The sequence below is a fragment of the Nocardioides sp. genome, assembly GCF_044226305.1.
GTDB lineage: Bacteria > Actinomycetota > Actinomycetes > Propionibacteriales > Nocardioidaceae > Nocardioides.
This window is the reverse complement of sequence record NZ_JBGAHF010000002.1, coordinates 43,378-58,752: the sequence shown is the minus strand read 5'-3', so window position 1 is coordinate 58,752 and position 15,375 is coordinate 43,378. Positions and strand designations below refer to the sequence as shown.

The following is a 15,375-nucleotide window of genomic DNA, read 5'->3' as shown; positions in this document are numbered from 1 at the left end:
ACCCTACCCAGCCCCGTAGGGTCGCTCCCGTGGACCTCGTTCTCGGCACGATGTACTTCGGCACCCGCACCGACGAGGCGACCTCGTTCGCCCTCCTCGACCGGTTCGTCGCAGCCGGCGGGCGGCTGCTCGACACCGCGAACTGCTACTCGTTCTGGACGTCCGGGTCCGGGCACGGCGGGCAGAGCGAGGCCGTGCTCGGCCGCTGGCTCGCGGCCAACCCCGGGGTCCGGGACGAGCTGGTCATCGCCACCAAGGTGGGCATGGAGCCGCGGGGGAGGTTCGGCGACGACGCGGGCGTCGAGGGCCTCTCGGCGCCGGTGGTCGAGCGCGAGGCCGCCCGCAGCCGCGAGCGCCTCGGCGTCGACGTCATCGACCTCTACTGGGCACACGGCGAGGACCGTGCCACCGACCTCGAGGAGACGGTCGCGGCCTTCGGCGCGTTGGTGTCCTCCGGGGCGGTGTCCCGGCTCGGCGTGTCGAACCACCCGACCTGGCGGGTCGAGCGCGGCCGCGCCATCGCCGCGCGGCTGGGGGTGGAGCCGTGGACGGCGCTGCAGCTGACGACGTCGTACGTCGAGCCGCGGCCGGGCGCGGCCGTGCCGGGCAAGGACCACCGGTTCGGGTTCGTCACCGACGAGACCGTCGACTACCTCGCCGAGCACCCCGACCTCGACCTCTGGGTCTACAGCCCGCTCGTGCAGGGCAGCTACGACCGCGCCGACCGGCCGTTCCCCGATGCCTACGACCACCCGGGGACGACGTCGCGCCTCGCGGCACTGAACATCCTGGCCGCCGACCGCAAGGTCCCGGCGTCTCGGTTGGTGCTGGCCTGGCTGGTCGCCCGTGGGTGGCAGCCGATCGTCGGGGTGAGCTCGGTCGAGCAGCTCGACTCCGCCCTCGCGTCCGCGCGGATCGAGCTGACGGACCAGGAGCTCGACGTCCTCCGCTGAGAGCAGATCTGCCGGCGGCGGATCCCCTGGTCCGCGATCACTCGGCGACGCACGCTCGGGTCATGACCCAGACCCCGTCCCTCGCCGGCCTCACCGCCGCCGACCGGCTCCTCCACCAACGGATCATCGTCCTCGGCCAGCAGGTCGACGACGACATCGCCAACAAGCTGTGCGCCGAGCTGCTGCTGCTCTCCGCCGAGGACCCCACGCGCGACATCGCCCTGTACATCAACTCACCGGGCGGCTCGGTCAGCGCCGGGCTCGCGATCTACGACACGATGCGGCTGATCCCCAACGACGTCAGCACCCTCGCGATGGGCCTGGCGGCCAGCATGGGCCAGTTCCTGCTCTCGGCCGGCACGCCCGGGAAGCGGTTCGCGCTGCCGCACGCACGGATCCTCATGCACCAGGGCTCGGCCGGGCTCGGCGGCTCCGCGATCGACATCGAGATCCAGGCCGAGAACCTCGAGCACACCAAGAACGTGATGATCGGCCTGATCGCCGAGCACACCGGACAGCCGGTCGACCGCGTCGAGCGGGACTCGCTCCGGGACCGGTGGTTCACCGCGCAGGAGGCGCTCGACTACGGGTTCGTCGACCAGGTGCTCACCGACGTCCGCGCGGTCACCCCGGCCCGCCGGGACACGACGTTCGGCCTCGTGCGATGAGTGGCGCGTACACGATCCCGAGCGTCGTGGAGAAGACCGTGCGCGGCGGCGAGCGCGCCGTCGACATCTACAGCCGGCTGCTGACGGACCGGATCGTCTACCTCGGGACCGAGATCGACGACGGCGTCGCCAACGTCGTGATCGCGCAGCTGCTGCACCTGGAGTCGGACAGCCCGGAGACGCCGATCAACCTCTACCTGAACTCACCCGGTGGCTCGGTCAGCGCGATGCTCGCGATCTACGACACCATGCAGTTCGTCCGGTCCCCGGTCGGCACCACCTGCGTCGGCCAGGCCGGGTCCTCGGCTGCGGTGCTGCTCGCCGCCGGGGCGCCCGGCGGCCGGACCGTGCTGCCGCACGCGCGGGTGGTGCTGCACCAGCCGTCCGGCGGCGGCCAGGGCACCCTGCCCGACCTCGCGGTGCAGGCCAAGGAGATCGCGCGCGTGCGCTCCGAGATGGAGCAGATCCTCGCCCGGCACACCGGTCAGCCGGTCGAGCGGCTGCGCGAGGACACCGAGCGGGACCTGGTCCTGACCGCACCGGAGGCGGTCGGCTACGGGCTCGTCGACGCGATCCTCGACAGCCGGAAGCAGGTCCCGGGAAGAAACGGTGCCGCCTGAGGGTTCGCGCCCCATGACCGAACTCGTCGACCGCGTCGTCGCGGCCATCCGTCTCAACCACGACGTCCTCGTCGCGCTGATCCCGAACCTGGGGGAGGACCAGCTCAAGGCCCCGAGCGGTGCGTCCGACTGGAGCGTGGCCCAGGTGCTCTCGCACCTCGGCAGCTCGGCGGAGATCAACAGCCGGCCGATCGCCCGTGCCGTGGGCCTGGAGGTCGCCGAGGAGGACAACCAGGTCGTGTGGGCGCGGTGGGACGCCGCCGGGCCCGTCGACCAGGCAGCCGGGTTCGTCGAGCAGAGCCGTGCGTACGTGGAGCTGATCGAGGGTCTCACCGACGAGCAGAGGTCCTCGGTCACCGTCGAGCTCGGCTTCCTGCCCGAGCCGGTGCCGCTGGTCGTCGCGCTGGGCCTGCGGCTCAACGAGGTCGCCAACCACGGGTGGGACGTGCGCGCCGGGCTCGACCCGTCGGCGGAGGTCGACGACGAGTCGGCCACCGTGCTGCTCGAGCTCTTCTCGGGTCCGCTCGCCTTCGTGCTCGGGTTCTCGGGCCGGCCCGGCGAGGTCGACCGCGAGGTGCGGCTCGCCGTCCCGGGAGGCGCCGTCGTGGTCGACGACCAGGTGCGGGTCACGGCCGAGGTCACCGACCCGACGGCGACCCTGGCGGGGCCGCGCGGCGCGGCCGTCCGGCTGCTCAGCGGCCGGCTCAAGGAGCCGTACGTCGGCGGGGTCGACGTCACCGGCGACGTGACCCTCGAGGAGCTCCGCCGGGTGTTCCCCGGCTACTGACGGGGCAGGTCGCTGCCGACCGCGCGTGGCAGCGGCAGACCGGATCTGACGAGTTGCGGATGTCGCAACGCAGCGGTGGGTGAGCCACGTTTCAAGCGTTGGGTTTGGTGGAATACTCACCGCTGCCCCGGGTCGGCGCCGACCGCCGGTGGACTGTCCACCGATCTACTCCGCGAGAAGGTGGACAGCGCACCGCCGCCTGAGATCCGGACATGGCTCCCCTCTGTGTCAAGACACCTTGGGGAGTGCGGGTTTAGGCTGGGTCCTGGCGGGTCCCGGAGTGGCTTGTCCGAAGTGCCGGTGTTGGGGTTGTGAGCCGGCCGCGCTGGAGTCAGAGTCGCTATCCCGTTTCGTCGAGCATGGTCTTGTAGACGATGTTCGACAGGCGCCGTTTCAGTGCACGCATCGATTCCATCGAGGTCTTCCCGTCGGCTTTGCGGCGGTCGTAGTAGGCGCGACCTTCGGTCACGTTGCGCAACTGGACGGTCGCCATGATGTGCACGACCCGGTTGATCTGCCGGTTCCCCGCCCGCGACAACCGGTGGCGGACCTGGTCGCCGGAGGAGGCGTCGATGGGTGCAGTGCCGTTCCAGGACGCGAAGTGGTCACGGTCGGGGAAGCGGGTGATGTCACCGACCTCGACCAGCAGCCGGGCAGCACCGGAGGGTCCGATGCCGTGCAGGTCCAGCAGGGTGGTGCCCGTGGCTTTGACCAGCTCGGTCAGCTCCTTGTTCGCGGCCTTCTTCCGCGCATAGATCCGCTCCAGGTCGGCAATGAGCTCGGCCGCGACCCGGCGGCGGGTCTTGCCGACCACGTCACGCGGGCGGACCTTAGCCAGCAGTGCCTTGGCCTGCGCGGCGGACAGGTCCTTCTTCGCCCCGCCCGGGATCAGCTCGAGCAGCAGCTGGTGCAGCTGTGAGGTCTTGCGGGTGTGCTCATCACCGAGTGAGCGGCGTCGGTCGACCAGTATCCGCAGGACCGCGAGCTGCTCGTCGGCCACGACCGGACGCAGGCCGGCCATCCGGGTCCCGACCAGTGCCACGGAGTGTGCGTCGGTGGCGTCGGTCTTGCGGCCCTGGCCGGTCGCGAAGACCCGGGTCCGTGCCGAGAGTTTCGGTGGAACATCGACAACCCGCTCGCCGGCAGCAAGCAGCCGCATTGCGATGTGGTGGCCGATCCCGTTGCAGCCCTCGACGGCCCAGACCCGGTCCTCGACCCGGGGCCGAAGTACATTGACGTAATCGGTCATCGCGGCGAAGCCGGCCTTGTCGGTGCCGAACCGACCGGTCCCGACGATCGTCTCGTCGCCGGTCATCACCTCGATCGTGGCCGACCGCTTGTGCGGGTCCATCCCGATCACGACCCGATCTGCTTGCTGTTGCATGCACCCTCCCGGTGCTCGATCCAGTAGGCCATCGAGTCGGGAAGGGCAACGCTACTTCGAGCTGGGCAGACCCCTCTTGAGCCTCTTGCCGACTCACGCGGTGCCCGGCCCGCGCATGCCATGTGAGAGCCACACGGGACCCACATCAGGGTCAGCGTGGGCAGCCGCAACGAGAGCGACGAGCCAGGCACCTGGACCGAGCCTCGCCAGACCCGGACCTGGGGTCAATGAAACAAGCAGCCGCGATCCGAGCGGCTCCCACGAACGTCCTTCCACCCTGGTTCGTGTGAGCGGTTGCTTCTGGGGAACCGAACTGGCGAGGATGTCGATCTCTCGGTACTCGCTGAACCCGCGTCGCGAAGCGCGGTGGGCATCGCGGTCGAGATCCCTCCGAGACACGAAGGGCACCACCATGACGACGAAGGCTGACTTCTCCGACGAGGACTGGACGCGCATCGTCCGAGCGCCGTTCATCGCAGGAATGGCGCTGACCCTCGCGGACCCCGGTGGCCCGATCGAGGCTGCCAAGGAGTCGATGGCATCGATCAGGTCCGCGACGAACCCGCCGAGCCGGGAACAGCTGTTGAGCGAGATCGCCCTCGACATCCAGGCACAGGTCCAGCAGCACCACAACCCCATCAAGGGATACCGACCCACGGGTGGTGCCTCGGCCGGCGATCAGGTACTGGAGGAGCTCCGCGAGGTCCGCGCCATCGTCCTCGAGCACGCGACGCCGGAGGAGGCGGCCGCCTTCGGGAACTGGCTGGTCGTCACCGCCGAGGCCACCGCGAACGCGGCCAAGGAGGGCGGCTTCATGGGCTTCAACGCAGAGCTGGTGAGCGAGCGCGAGCAGGACATGATCGAGAAGGTCCGCGCGGCCGTCTCCTAGGTCTCGTTGCGCGGAGCGGCCGCGGCCAGGACCACCCCGTCTTGTCCACCGCTGGGCGCTTCTTCCGAAACCGGATCGAACGTCGCTGTGCCTCGGTACCTTCGTGCCGGGGGTGCGTGAGGCGACTCGGTGACGGTCAAGGGAGGGTTGGGGTGCCCTACGTTCGGACCCTTCCATCGGACGCGGAGCTGCTCCGCGCGGCGTTGGCCGCAGCCCCGCTCGGAGTGGTGGTGTTCGACCGCGACCTTCGCTACGTCGCCGTCAACGAGCGTCTCGCCGAGGCCAACGGGTTGCCGGTGACCGCCCACGCCGGCCACACGGTCCGCGAGGTGCTGCCGGTCGAGGCGGACTACCTCGAACCGCTCCTGCGGCGTGCCCTGGCCGGGGAGTCGCTGCGCGAGACCTGGGTCGACATCTGGATCGCGCACCGGCACGAGTACGGATCGTCACGAGTGTGGTTCACGCCGGTGAGCTCGCCGACGCCTGACGGTCCGGACGAGGTCATCGGTGTCCTGGCCCTGCTGGAGGACGTCACGACGGAGGTCCGGACCGCCACGCGCGCAGACAGTGCCCGCGCCCTGGCAGAGGATCTCTCCCGAGTCACGTCACTGGACGACGTCGCGCGGTTGGCGGGCTCGTTCGGCAAGGCGACGCTCGGTGCTGCGCTCGGGGTCCTCGGCGTGCTGGACGAGCACACCGACGACCTGCTCACCTATCCGGCCAGTGAGGAACCGGGGTCCGCGGAGGCCGAGCTCGCGAGCACTGCCCGGTCGGAAGCCGAGGCCTCGGTGCGAACGGTCGCGCGGTCCGGCCGCGAGCTCGACACGGTCGGCTCCGTTGCTGCGTTCCCCCTGCGCGTCGAAGGCCGTGTCCTCGGAGCGCTGTCGTACTCCTGGGAGGCCGGCCACCAGGTGGACGAGGAGGACCTCGTCTTCCTCCGGGCGGTGGCAGCACGAGTCGCGGTCGCCGTCGAACGTGTCGTCTCGAACGAACGCGAAGCGCGCGCCGCGTCCCGGGCCGAAGCACTGCTGGACGTGGCGACGAAGCTGAACACCGCGACTTCTCTGAGCCAGGTGTCCGCTGCGCTGGTCGAGGCCGTCAGCGCGCTCACCGTCGCCGTCGAGGCCGGCGTGTACGCCCTGAGCGGCGATGGACAGGGGCTGGAACGCCTGGATGACTCGCCGGCGGTCGACCCCGAACGGCGCGTCAAGTACGACCTCCTCCCCACGGACAGCGCCACCCCGGTCGCCCACGCCGTTCGCGGGGCGACCACGCTGTGGTTGCAGGAACGCGAGGACTGGGAGCCGTTCCCTATGGTGGCCGCCGACGGAGCCGCGATGGGCTGGCCGGTCATCGCCGTGGTGCCGCTGCTTCGCGGCGACCCGGACAGCGGCACGGCACTCGGCGCGCTGTACGCCCACTACCCGCCGCCGTACCGCTTGGCGGTCGAGGACCAGCAGTTCCTGATCACCCTGGCTGCTCTCGGGTCAGCCGCCCTCAGCCGGGCCACCCTCATGGAGGCGGAGAAGCGCGCCATCGAGGCGCTGGACCTCAGCGAGCTGCGGATGTCGCGCCTCGCCGAAGCCGGAGCGTGCGGCGTGCTCGAGGCCACCGACACCCACATCGTCAAGGCGAACGGCTTCCTGCTCGACATGCTGGGCTACGACGAGCTTCCTCCCGGCGGTCTGGACTGGCGTGCCGTGACCCCGCCCGGCTGGGAGGAGGTCGACGCGGCCGCCATGGAGGACCTCAGGACTCGCGGGGTCACCGAGCCGTTCACGAAGGAGTACCTGCGCGCCGACGGAACACCGGTCCCGGTCCTGTTGAGCGTGGCCACCTACCGCACCGACCCGTTCTCCGCAGTCGCCGTCGTCATCGACCTGACCAAGCAGCGCCAGCTCGAGGCGGACCACCGTCGACAGGTCGCCGAGAGGGAACGCCTGACCCGGGCCGTGCAGTCGGCGCTGTTCCCCGTCCTGCGCATCGAGCACGACTGGGTCTCCGTGGACGTGGGCTATCGCGCCGGTGACAGCCGCATGGCGCTCGGTGGCGACTTCTACGACGTCTGCTCGCGCCCCGACGGCAGGCTCGGCGTGGTCATCGGGGACGTCACCGGTCACGGTCCCGACGCTGCGGCGAACGGCGCAGCGCTCCGCGCTGCGTGGCGGACGCTGACGATCTCGGGAGCATCGCTGGCCGACATCCCCGGCACCCTCGACCAGATGCTCACCGCTGAACGGTCCGCCGAGGAGGACCAGCTCATGGCGACGGTCGGCCTCGCCGCCCTCTCCGCAGACGGCACGGTCGAGACGCTCACCGCCGGACACCCCCGCGCGATCGTCCTGACCGCCGCAGGTGCCCGCGAGATCGAGACGCCCTACGGCCCGATCCTGGGCGCCGGCATCCCGTCGACACCCCGCTCGGCCACCACACGACTCCAGCCCGGCGACCGCCTGCTCCTCTACACCGACGGCGTCATCGAGGCCCGAGCCGGCGCCTCCACCCGAGACCGGCTCGGGCTCCCCGGGTTCCTCGCCCTCCTCGACGCACTCCCGTCCGACTTCGCGTGCCACACGGTCCTGGACGAGGTCACCAGGCTCCATGGTGACCCCCTGCCCGACGACGCGGCACTCGTCCTCCTCGAGCTCAGCTGACGACGTCCGTCGACCTCGCCTGCGGCAGACAGCAGACGGCAGCGCCCGGGCAGTCCCTGCGTGCCGTCCCTGCGCGGTGAGCGCGGTCAGGCGGCCAGGCAGACCGGCCCCGACACTCGGGTGAGCTGCCGGCTGACCCGGGTCGTCAGGTCGACCAGCCGCAGTCCCAGGGCGCCGGCGACGGCACCCAGCACCTCGGAGCTGGGCTCCTTGCGGCCGCGCTCGACCTCGGAGAGGTACTGCGTCGACACGCCCGCAGCGCCGGCCACGTCGGCGAGCGTGCGCCCCGTCGTACGTCGCTCCTCGCGGAGCTCGCGACCGACCGCCTCGCGCCACAGGGGCTCGGGCTCCGGCTCGGGCGCGCGCACGGGATCCGGTCGGGACGGAAAGGCCAGGACGTCACCCATGTGCCGACGATAGGTGGCGCCCGGCGCGCGGCCGCCACCGTTCGCGCAGGGCGAACGCGCGCCGGTCGCCTCAGTTGGAGGGCTTCTCCGACCCCACCACCCACATGGCGAAGAACTGCGAGCCACCGCCGTAGGCGTGCCCCAGCGCACGACGGACGCCGTCGACCTGGTGCTCGCCGGCCGCGCCGCGGACCTGGAGGGCCGCCTCGCCGAAGCGGAGCATCCCGGAGGCGCCGATCGGGTTCGACGACAGCACGCCGCCCGAGCAGTTGACCGGGATCCGGCCCGTCATCGCGGTCTCCCCGGACTCGCTGAGCTTCCAGCCGTCACCGAGGTCGGCGAACCCCAGCGACTCCAGCCACATCGGCTCGAACCAGGAGAACGGCACGTAGATCTCGGCCATGTCGATCTCGTCGATCGGGCTGGTGATGCCGGCCTGCTTCCAGAGCGCTGCTGCGGCGTCCCGCGAGGCCTGCGGGTTGACCTGGTCGCGCTCGGCCGCGGTGGTCGCCTCCGACCGCATCACGGTGCCGTGGATCCAGGCCGGGTTCGGCGACGACCGGGCGGTGTCCTCGTCCACGATCACCAGCGCGCACGCCCCGTCCGAGGACGGGCAGGTCTCGTCGTACCGGATCGGGTCCCAGAGCATCTGCGACGCCAGCACCGACTCGACCGTCGTCCCCTCGTTGTGGAGGTGGGCGTAGGGGTTCTTCAGCGCGTTGTTGCGGTCCTTGGCGGCGACGATCGCACCGACGTGGGTCGGCGCGCCCGAGCGCCGGATGTAGGAGCGCACGTGCGGGGCGAAGTAGCCGCCCGCACCGGCGTGCACGGGCATGTTGAACGGCAGCGGGACCGAGAGCGCCCACATCGCGTTGGACTCCGACTGCTTCTCGTAGGCCACCGTGAGCACCCGCCGGTGGACGCCCGCCTGCACCAGCGAGGCGGCGACGATCGCGGTCGAGCCACCCACCGAGCCCGCCGTGTGGACGCGCAGCAGCGGCTTGCCGGCGGCGCCGAGCGACTCCGCGAGGAACAGCTCGGGCATCATCACGCCCTCGAACAGGTCCGGCGCCTTGCCGACGACGATGGCGTCGATGTCGTCGAGGGTCATGCCGGCGTCGACGAGCGCGCGGTCGATGGCCTCCCGGCACAGGCCGGCCATCGACACGTCGAGCCGCTTGGCGCGGTGGTGCGTCTGGCCGATGCCGACGACCGCTGCGGGCTGCTTCGCCATCAGTTCCCTGCCCCCGATCCGGTGGAGTCCATCGTGCACACGAGGTTCTGCTGGAGCGCCGGCCCGCTGGTGGCGTGCGCGAGCACCTTGTCGGCGTCGCCGGACCAGATCCGGGAGGCCGCCTCACCGACCCGGATGCCGCCGCCGCTGAACATCGGGTTGCCGGCGAGCGCGCCGCCGGACGGGTTGATGCGTACGTCGGCGGGCAGGCCGAGCTCGCGGCGCAGAATCAGCTCCTGGTGGCTGAAGGGCGCGTGCAGCTCGGCCACCTCGACCCCGTCCAGGTCGACGCCCGCACCGGCGCGCGCCGCCGAGGGGGAGCGGGTCAGGTCCCGGGTCCCCATGCTCATCGGGTCGACGAAGTGCGCGAGCCCGGTGATCCACGCCGGCCGGTCCCGCACGTCGCGGGCGCGGTCGCCGGCGGCCAGGACCAGGGCGGCCGCCCCGTCGGTGACCGGCGAGCAGTCGTGCTTGCGCAGCGGGTCGGCGTACACGGGGCGGGCGAGCAGCTCGTCGACCGACGAGCCACCCTTGCGGATCGCGTGCTCGTTCTTCTCGGCGTCGGTCAGGGACCGGTTGACCACCTCGGCCATCGCCCGCTCGTCCCACGCGCCGGCATCGATGCCCGCACGCGCCTGGAGGCCGGCGAGGGAGACGGTGTCGGGCCAGAGCGGCGTCATCGTGTAGGGGTCGAGCTGCAGCGCGAGGGTGCGGCGCAGCACGCCGGCCGAGCTCTTGCCGAAGGCGTAGACGAGCGCGGTGTCGACCTCGCCGGTCTGGATCTTCAGCCAGGCCTCGTACATCGCCCACGCAAGGTCCATCTCGACGTGGGACTCGTTGACCGGTGGGATGACGCCGATCGCGTCGACCGCCTGGACGAACGAGAACGACCGTCCGGCGAGGTAGTCCGAGGAGCCCGAGCACCAGAACCCGACGTCGCGGCGGGTCCACCCGGTCTGCTCGTAGCAGTCGGCGAAGATCGGGACCAGCAGCTCGACGCAGGTCGGGGACCCGTCGAACTCCTCCATCTGTCGCTGGGCGAACCCGACGACGGCAACGTCTCTCATCTGTCGATCTCCCGGCTCAGAGGTGCTGCTGGTAGGTGGCGTAGTCGGCGTCCGGCTCGCCGGTCGGCTCGAAGTGCGCGATGTTCTCCAGCGACATCTCCCACTCCTCGCGCGGCTTCCAGACGGCCCGGACGCGCATCCCCATCCGGACCTCCTCGGCGGGGACGCCGAGGATCAGGTGGAGCACGGCGATGTCGGCGCCGTCGAGGAGCACGTACGCGGAGACGTACGGCGGCGTGATCTTCTGCCCGAGGAACGGCACGTTGACGATGCAGAACGTCGTCACGGTGCCGGTGTCCGGCAGCTCGATCTCCTCCGCCGTCGGGGTGCCGTCGGTCGGGCAGGCGCTCCGCGGCGGGACGTAGACCTTGTGGCAGGACGGGCAGCGCTGGCCGATGATCCGGCCCTCGCCGAGGGCGCGGTAGAACGCGGACTCCTCGGGGCTGGCGGCGTAGAGGTAGTCGAGGCTGACCGGCGTGATGACCCCGGTCACCGGTGTGGTGGCTTCGAGGCTCGTCGCTGGCGCTCCTCGCACCTCGACCACCGAGTCGTCCCGCTCGGCCAGCGGTTCGAACGCCGCGATGTCGGTGATCGCACCGACCCGCTCCTCGGCCCACCGGACCTGCACGCGCATGCCGGTCGAGACCTGGTCCGGGGAGCTCACGTCCAGGGCGTGCAGCAGGGGGGTGTCGGCACCGTCGAGGGTGACCAGCACGAAGGCGAACGGCCGGTCGAACGGCTGGTCCTTGACCGGCTCCGGCACCCACGTCCAGGACGTGACGGTGCCGGTCGGGGCGACCTCGACGAAGTCGGTGACCGGCTCGTGGGTCCCGGGGTCGTACTCGGGTGGCGGCACCACGACCCGACCGTCGGAGGTGCGGCCGCCGAGGACCTGCCGGTCGCGCAACCCGGTCAGGAAGCGCCCGAGGACCGGTCCGGTCGATCGGGTGTAGTCGAACGCTACGGTGACCGGAGCCGAGAGGGTTCGCGTCATGGTCCGAAAGTAGAACACGTTCTAGGATCGGGCAACCACCCCCGGCGTACGACGGACAGGAGACGGACATGAAGCTCGGACTGCAGCTGGGCTACTGGGGCGCGCAGCCGCCGCAGGGCGTCGGTGAGCTGGTCGCCGCCGCGGAGGACGCCGGCTTCGACGCGGTGTTCACCGCTGAGGCCTGGGGGAGCGACGCGTTCACGCCGCTGGCCTGGTGGGGCCGGGAGACCTCCCGGATCAGGCTGGGGACGTCGATCGTGCAGATGTCGGGACGCGCCCCGACCTCGATCGCGATGCACGTGATGACGCTCGACCACCTGTCGAACGGTCGCGTGGTCCTGGGCATGGGCGTCAGCGGCCCGCAGGTCGTCGAGGGCTGGTACGGCCAGCCGTTCGCCAAGCCGTTGGCCCGCACGCGTGAGGTCGTCGAGATCATCCGCAAGGTCCTGGCGCGCGAGGCGCCGGTGACCAACGACGGCCCGCACTACCCGCTGCCGTTCCACGGGGAGGGCTCCGTGGGTCTCGGCAAGCCGCTCAAGCCGATCGTGCACCCGCTGCGCGCCGACGTGCCGATCTGGCTCGGCGCCGAGGGCCCCAAGAACGTGGCCCAGACCGCCGAGATCGCCGACGGCTGGATCCCGATCTTCTACACGCCGAAGTCGGCCGGCATGTACCGCCCGTGGCTGGACGAGGGCTTCGCCCGCCCCGGCGCCCGCCACTCTGCTCCATGGAAGGGCGGCTCGGACTTCGAGATCGCCGCGACCTGCCACCTCCAGGTGGTCAGCGGTGCCGAGGAGAAGGCCGCCGTGCTCGACGCCATGCGGCCCTTCGTCTCGCTCTACATGGGCGGCATGGGCGCCAAGGAGGCGAACTTCCACAACCAGGTCTTCGTGCGGATGGGCTACGAGGACCTGGCGGCCGAGGTGCAGAAGCTGTACCTGGGCGGCGAGAAGGACCGCGCCACCGCGCTGATCCCCGACGAGCTCGTCGACGACATGCACATCATCGGCACCGCCGGCGAGGTGAAGGAGAAGGTCGCGCAGTGGGAGGAGACCGGCGTGACCACCCTGCTGCTGAGCTGCCGCTCCGCCGACGAGATCCGGTCGGTGGCCGAGCTGCTCTCCTGACAGCGCCGACTCGGCATCACCTGCGCCCGCGCATTGCCTTGAACTGGAACACGTTCTAGTCTCCACCGCATGACCGACGACATGCGGCTCGGGACCCACAACGGCCATCTCATGGTCGCCGCGCTCAAGCGGCACCGCGACAAGCCCGTGATGCACCTGGGCGACACCACCCTCACCGGCGGGCAGGCCGCGGAGCGGATGAGCCAGTACGTGCAGGCGTTCGAGGCGCTCGGCGCCGGACGGGGCACGGCCGGCGCGCTGCTCGCCCTGAACCGTCCCGAGGTGCTGTTCATCCTCGGCGCCGGCCAGACCCAGGGCTACCGGCGCACGTCGCTGCACCCCCTCGGCTCGCTCGACGACCACGCCTACGTCATCAACGACGCCGAGATCACCAGCCTCACCATCGACCCGGTGCCGATGATCGTCGAGCGCGCGCTGGGCCTCCTCGACCGCTGCCCGAAGCTGGAGAAGGTGCTGACCATCGGCCCCGTGCCCGAGGAGCTCGCCCACGTCGGCCACGACCTGAGCGCCGCGGCCGCGTCCTTCGACCCGCAGCCGCTCGAGGCGGTGACCCTGGACCCCGAGCACGTCGTCTCGATCACCTACACCGGCGGGACCACCGGGAAGCCGAAGGGCGTCGTCGGCCTCTCGCGCCAGATGAACACGATGACCCAGATCCAGATGGCGGAGTGGGAGTGGCCCGACGCCCCGCGCTTCCTCATGTGCACGCCGCTCTCCCACGCGGGCGCCGCCTTCTTCGTGCCGACCGTGCTCAAGGGCGGCTGCCTCTACGTGCTGGCGAAGTTCGACCCCGCGGAGGTGCTGCGCACCATCGAGGAGGAGCGGATCCAGGCGACCATGCTGGTCCCCTCGATGCTCTACGCCCTGCTCGACCACCCGGACTCGCGCACCCGGGACCTGTCGTCGCTCGAGGTCGTCTACTACGGCGCCTCCGCGATCAACCCGGTGCGGCTCCGCGAGGCCATCGACCGGTTCGGCCCGATCTTCGCGCAGTACTACGGGCAGTCCGAGGCGCCGATGACGATCACCTACTTCTCGCGCGCCGACCACGCCGAGGCCGTCGCCGAGGGGGGCGACGAGGGCCGGCTGGCCTCGTGCGGACGGCCGTCCGCGTTCCTGCGCACCGCGCTGCTGGACGACGACGGCCGACCCGTGCCGGCGGGGGAGCCCGGCGAGATCTGCGTGGCGGGCCCGCTGCTGGCCGGCGGCTACTGGAACCTGCCCGAGGAGACGGCGGAGACCTTCCGCGACGGCTGGATGCACACCGGTGACGTGGCGCGCGAGGACGAGGACGGCTTCTGGTACATCGTCGACCGCACCAAGGACATGATCGTCACCGGTGGCTTCAACGTGTTCCCGCGCGAGGTCGAGGACGTCGTCGCGCAGCACCCCGCGGTCGCCCAGGTCGGCGTGATCGGCACGCCGCACGAGAAGTTCGGCGAGGCGGTGACCGCGGTCGTGGTGCTCAGGTCGGACGCGTCGTCCGACGAGGCGTCGGTCGCGGCGATGACCGAGGAGATCCAGCAGATGGTCAAGGACCGCAAGGGCTCGGTGCACGTGCCCAAGCGGGTGGTCGTCGCCGACTCCCTGCCGCTGACCGGTCTGGGCAAGCCGGACAAGAAGGCGCTGCGCGCCCAGTACTGGACGGGCGACCGGGCGGTGGGCTGAGCCGGGTCAGCCGGCCGTGTCCGCCCCGAGCGGGGCGGGCTCGGCGGAGGCCGCGAGTTCCCGCTCCGGCTCGCGTCTGCGGGCGATGAACCGACGGCCGGCGCTGTCGGCGGCGAGCCCGGCGAGCAGCAGGGCGACGGCGACGAAGCCGTCCATCCACCAGTGGTGGCCGGTCGCAGCGACCACCAGGGTCGTCAGGATCACGTGGAGCAGGAAGACCCATCGCCACGGGCTGGTGCTCGCCGCGACGATCCCCAGCGAGACGACCGCGGCCCAGCCCACGTGGATCGAGGGCATCGCCGCGAACTGGTCGGAGATGCCGCGCTGCACGTCGTTGCCGTAGACCGAGATGCCGTAGTGCGTGGTGAGGTCCTGGTAGCCGAGGTCGGGGAAGAACCGAGGGGGCGCCACGCGCACGAACCGGATGAACAGGCAACCCGCGGTGAGCAGCGCCAGGCCGTTGCGCCAGTGGGGGTACTGGTCGCGGTGCCGGAAGAACAGCCAGAAGAGGAAGGCGATCAGCGCGGGGACGTGGACGGTGGCGTAGTACCAGCTGGTCGGCGAGGCCAGCCAGTCGTGCGCGAGCACGAACCGCTGCACGGACAGCTCCGTCGGCAGGTGCAGGGCCTGCTCGAAGGAGGCGATGTCGCGCCCGCGGCCCAGCGCCCCGCTCGTGGTGGCCAGCGGCAGCATCCGCGCCAGCCGCCACACCGAGTAGAGCGCGGCGATGATGGCGAACTCGAGCGCCGCCGGCTCCAGGTGCTTGGTCTGTCCTGGGCGCAGCGCTCGACAGCCGAGCCACACCAGGATGCTGATCAGTGCGGCCACGGCGGCTTCGTCCCACGTCGGCCACGGCATGTCGACAGGGAGTCTAGGAGGTCCGTGGTGCGTCGGTACGCCGA

The 15,375-nt window shown here is 71.1% G+C and carries 14 protein-coding genes; 8 read left to right on the top strand and 6 right to left on the bottom strand.

Annotation, left to right across the window (positions count from 1 at the left end; all coding sequences use genetic code 11):
• The first annotated feature begins 29 nt into the window (after positions 1-29).
• The 4 genes from ACILQ5_RS02365 to ACILQ5_RS02350 all read left to right on the top strand — a co-directional run bounded on the left by ACILQ5_RS02365 (position 30) and on the right by ACILQ5_RS02350 (position 3,028).
• Positions 30-953, top strand: a complete 924-nt coding sequence (locus tag ACILQ5_RS02365) for an aldo/keto reductase (RefSeq protein WP_395656365.1) — start codon at positions 30-32, stop codon at positions 951-953.
• A 62-nt stretch (positions 954-1,015) separates the two neighbouring features.
• Positions 1,016-1,621: a ClpP family protease gene (locus ACILQ5_RS02360; protein WP_395656364.1), complete on the top strand. Its 606-nt coding sequence runs from the start codon at positions 1,016-1,018 to the stop codon at positions 1,619-1,621.
• Complete coding sequence (locus tag ACILQ5_RS02355; RefSeq protein WP_395656363.1) at positions 1,618-2,241, top strand: ClpP family protease; 624 nt, start codon at positions 1,618-1,620, stop codon at positions 2,239-2,241. The genes ACILQ5_RS02360 and ACILQ5_RS02355 overlap by 4 nt, the downstream gene beginning before the upstream one ends.
• 13 nt (positions 2,242-2,254) lie before the next feature.
• Entirely contained in the window at positions 2,255-3,028 is a 774-nt protein-coding gene (locus ACILQ5_RS02350; protein WP_395656362.1) for a maleylpyruvate isomerase family mycothiol-dependent enzyme, read from the top strand.
• 340 nt (positions 3,029-3,368) lie between these two features.
• On the opposite strand, the gene ACILQ5_RS02345 is transcribed toward ACILQ5_RS02350, so the two are convergent.
• Positions 3,369-4,379, bottom strand: coding sequence for an IS110 family transposase (locus ACILQ5_RS02345; protein WP_395656681.1), 1,011 nt, complete (start codon positions 4,377-4,379; stop codon positions 3,369-3,371).
• A 445-nt stretch (positions 4,380-4,824) separates the two neighbouring features.
• On the opposite strand from ACILQ5_RS02345, the gene ACILQ5_RS02340 reads away from it, so the two are divergent.
• Positions 4,825-5,301, top strand: coding sequence for a hypothetical protein (locus ACILQ5_RS02340; protein ID WP_395656361.1), 477 nt, complete (start codon positions 4,825-4,827; stop codon positions 5,299-5,301).
• A gap of 152 nt (positions 5,302-5,453) precedes the next feature.
• Complete coding sequence (locus ACILQ5_RS02335; RefSeq protein WP_395656360.1) at positions 5,454-7,955, top strand: SpoIIE family protein phosphatase; 2,502 nt, start codon at positions 5,454-5,456, stop codon at positions 7,953-7,955.
• An 86-nt stretch (positions 7,956-8,041) separates the two neighbouring features.
• Here the strand turns inward: ACILQ5_RS02335 and ACILQ5_RS02330 are convergent, their stop codons facing one another.
• The 4 genes from ACILQ5_RS02330 to ACILQ5_RS02315 form a co-directional block, all read right to left on the bottom strand.
• On the bottom strand, positions 8,042-8,362 hold the full coding sequence (locus ACILQ5_RS02330; RefSeq protein WP_395656359.1) for a helix-turn-helix domain-containing protein: 321 nt from the start codon (positions 8,360-8,362) through the stop codon (positions 8,042-8,044).
• Between the two features lie 70 nt (positions 8,363-8,432).
• Positions 8,433-9,596, bottom strand: a complete 1,164-nt coding sequence (locus ACILQ5_RS02325; RefSeq protein WP_395656358.1) for a thiolase domain-containing protein — start codon at positions 9,594-9,596, stop codon at positions 8,433-8,435.
• On the bottom strand, positions 9,596-10,663 hold the full coding sequence (locus tag ACILQ5_RS02320; RefSeq protein ID WP_395656357.1) for a thiolase domain-containing protein: 1,068 nt from the start codon (positions 10,661-10,663) through the stop codon (positions 9,596-9,598). Before ACILQ5_RS02320 ends, ACILQ5_RS02325 begins: the two co-directional genes overlap by 1 nt.
• A gap of 16 nt (positions 10,664-10,679) precedes the next feature.
• A complete protein-coding gene (locus tag ACILQ5_RS02315) occupies positions 10,680-11,657 on the bottom strand; it encodes a Zn-ribbon domain-containing OB-fold protein (protein ID WP_395656356.1) in 978 nt (325 codons plus the stop codon).
• Between the two features lie 68 nt (positions 11,658-11,725).
• On the opposite strand from ACILQ5_RS02315, the gene ACILQ5_RS02310 reads away from it, so the two are divergent.
• Both ACILQ5_RS02310 and fadD8 read left to right on the top strand, forming a co-directional pair.
• The gene (locus ACILQ5_RS02310; protein WP_395656355.1) at positions 11,726-12,784 is read left to right on the top strand and encodes an LLM class F420-dependent oxidoreductase; all 1,059 of its coding nucleotides are present in this window, start codon (positions 11,726-11,728) and stop codon (positions 12,782-12,784) included.
• A gap of 69 nt (positions 12,785-12,853) precedes the next feature.
• Positions 12,854-14,473: a fatty-acid--CoA ligase FadD8 gene (gene fadD8, locus ACILQ5_RS02305; protein WP_395656354.1), complete on the top strand. Its 1,620-nt coding sequence runs from the start codon at positions 12,854-12,856 to the stop codon at positions 14,471-14,473.
• A 6-nt stretch (positions 14,474-14,479) separates the two neighbouring features.
• Here the strand turns inward: fadD8 and ACILQ5_RS02300 are convergent, their stop codons facing one another.
• Entirely contained in the window at positions 14,480-15,301 is an 822-nt protein-coding gene (locus ACILQ5_RS02300; protein ID WP_395656353.1) for a phosphatase PAP2 family protein, read from the bottom strand.
• Positions 15,302-15,375 lie beyond the last annotated feature (74 nt).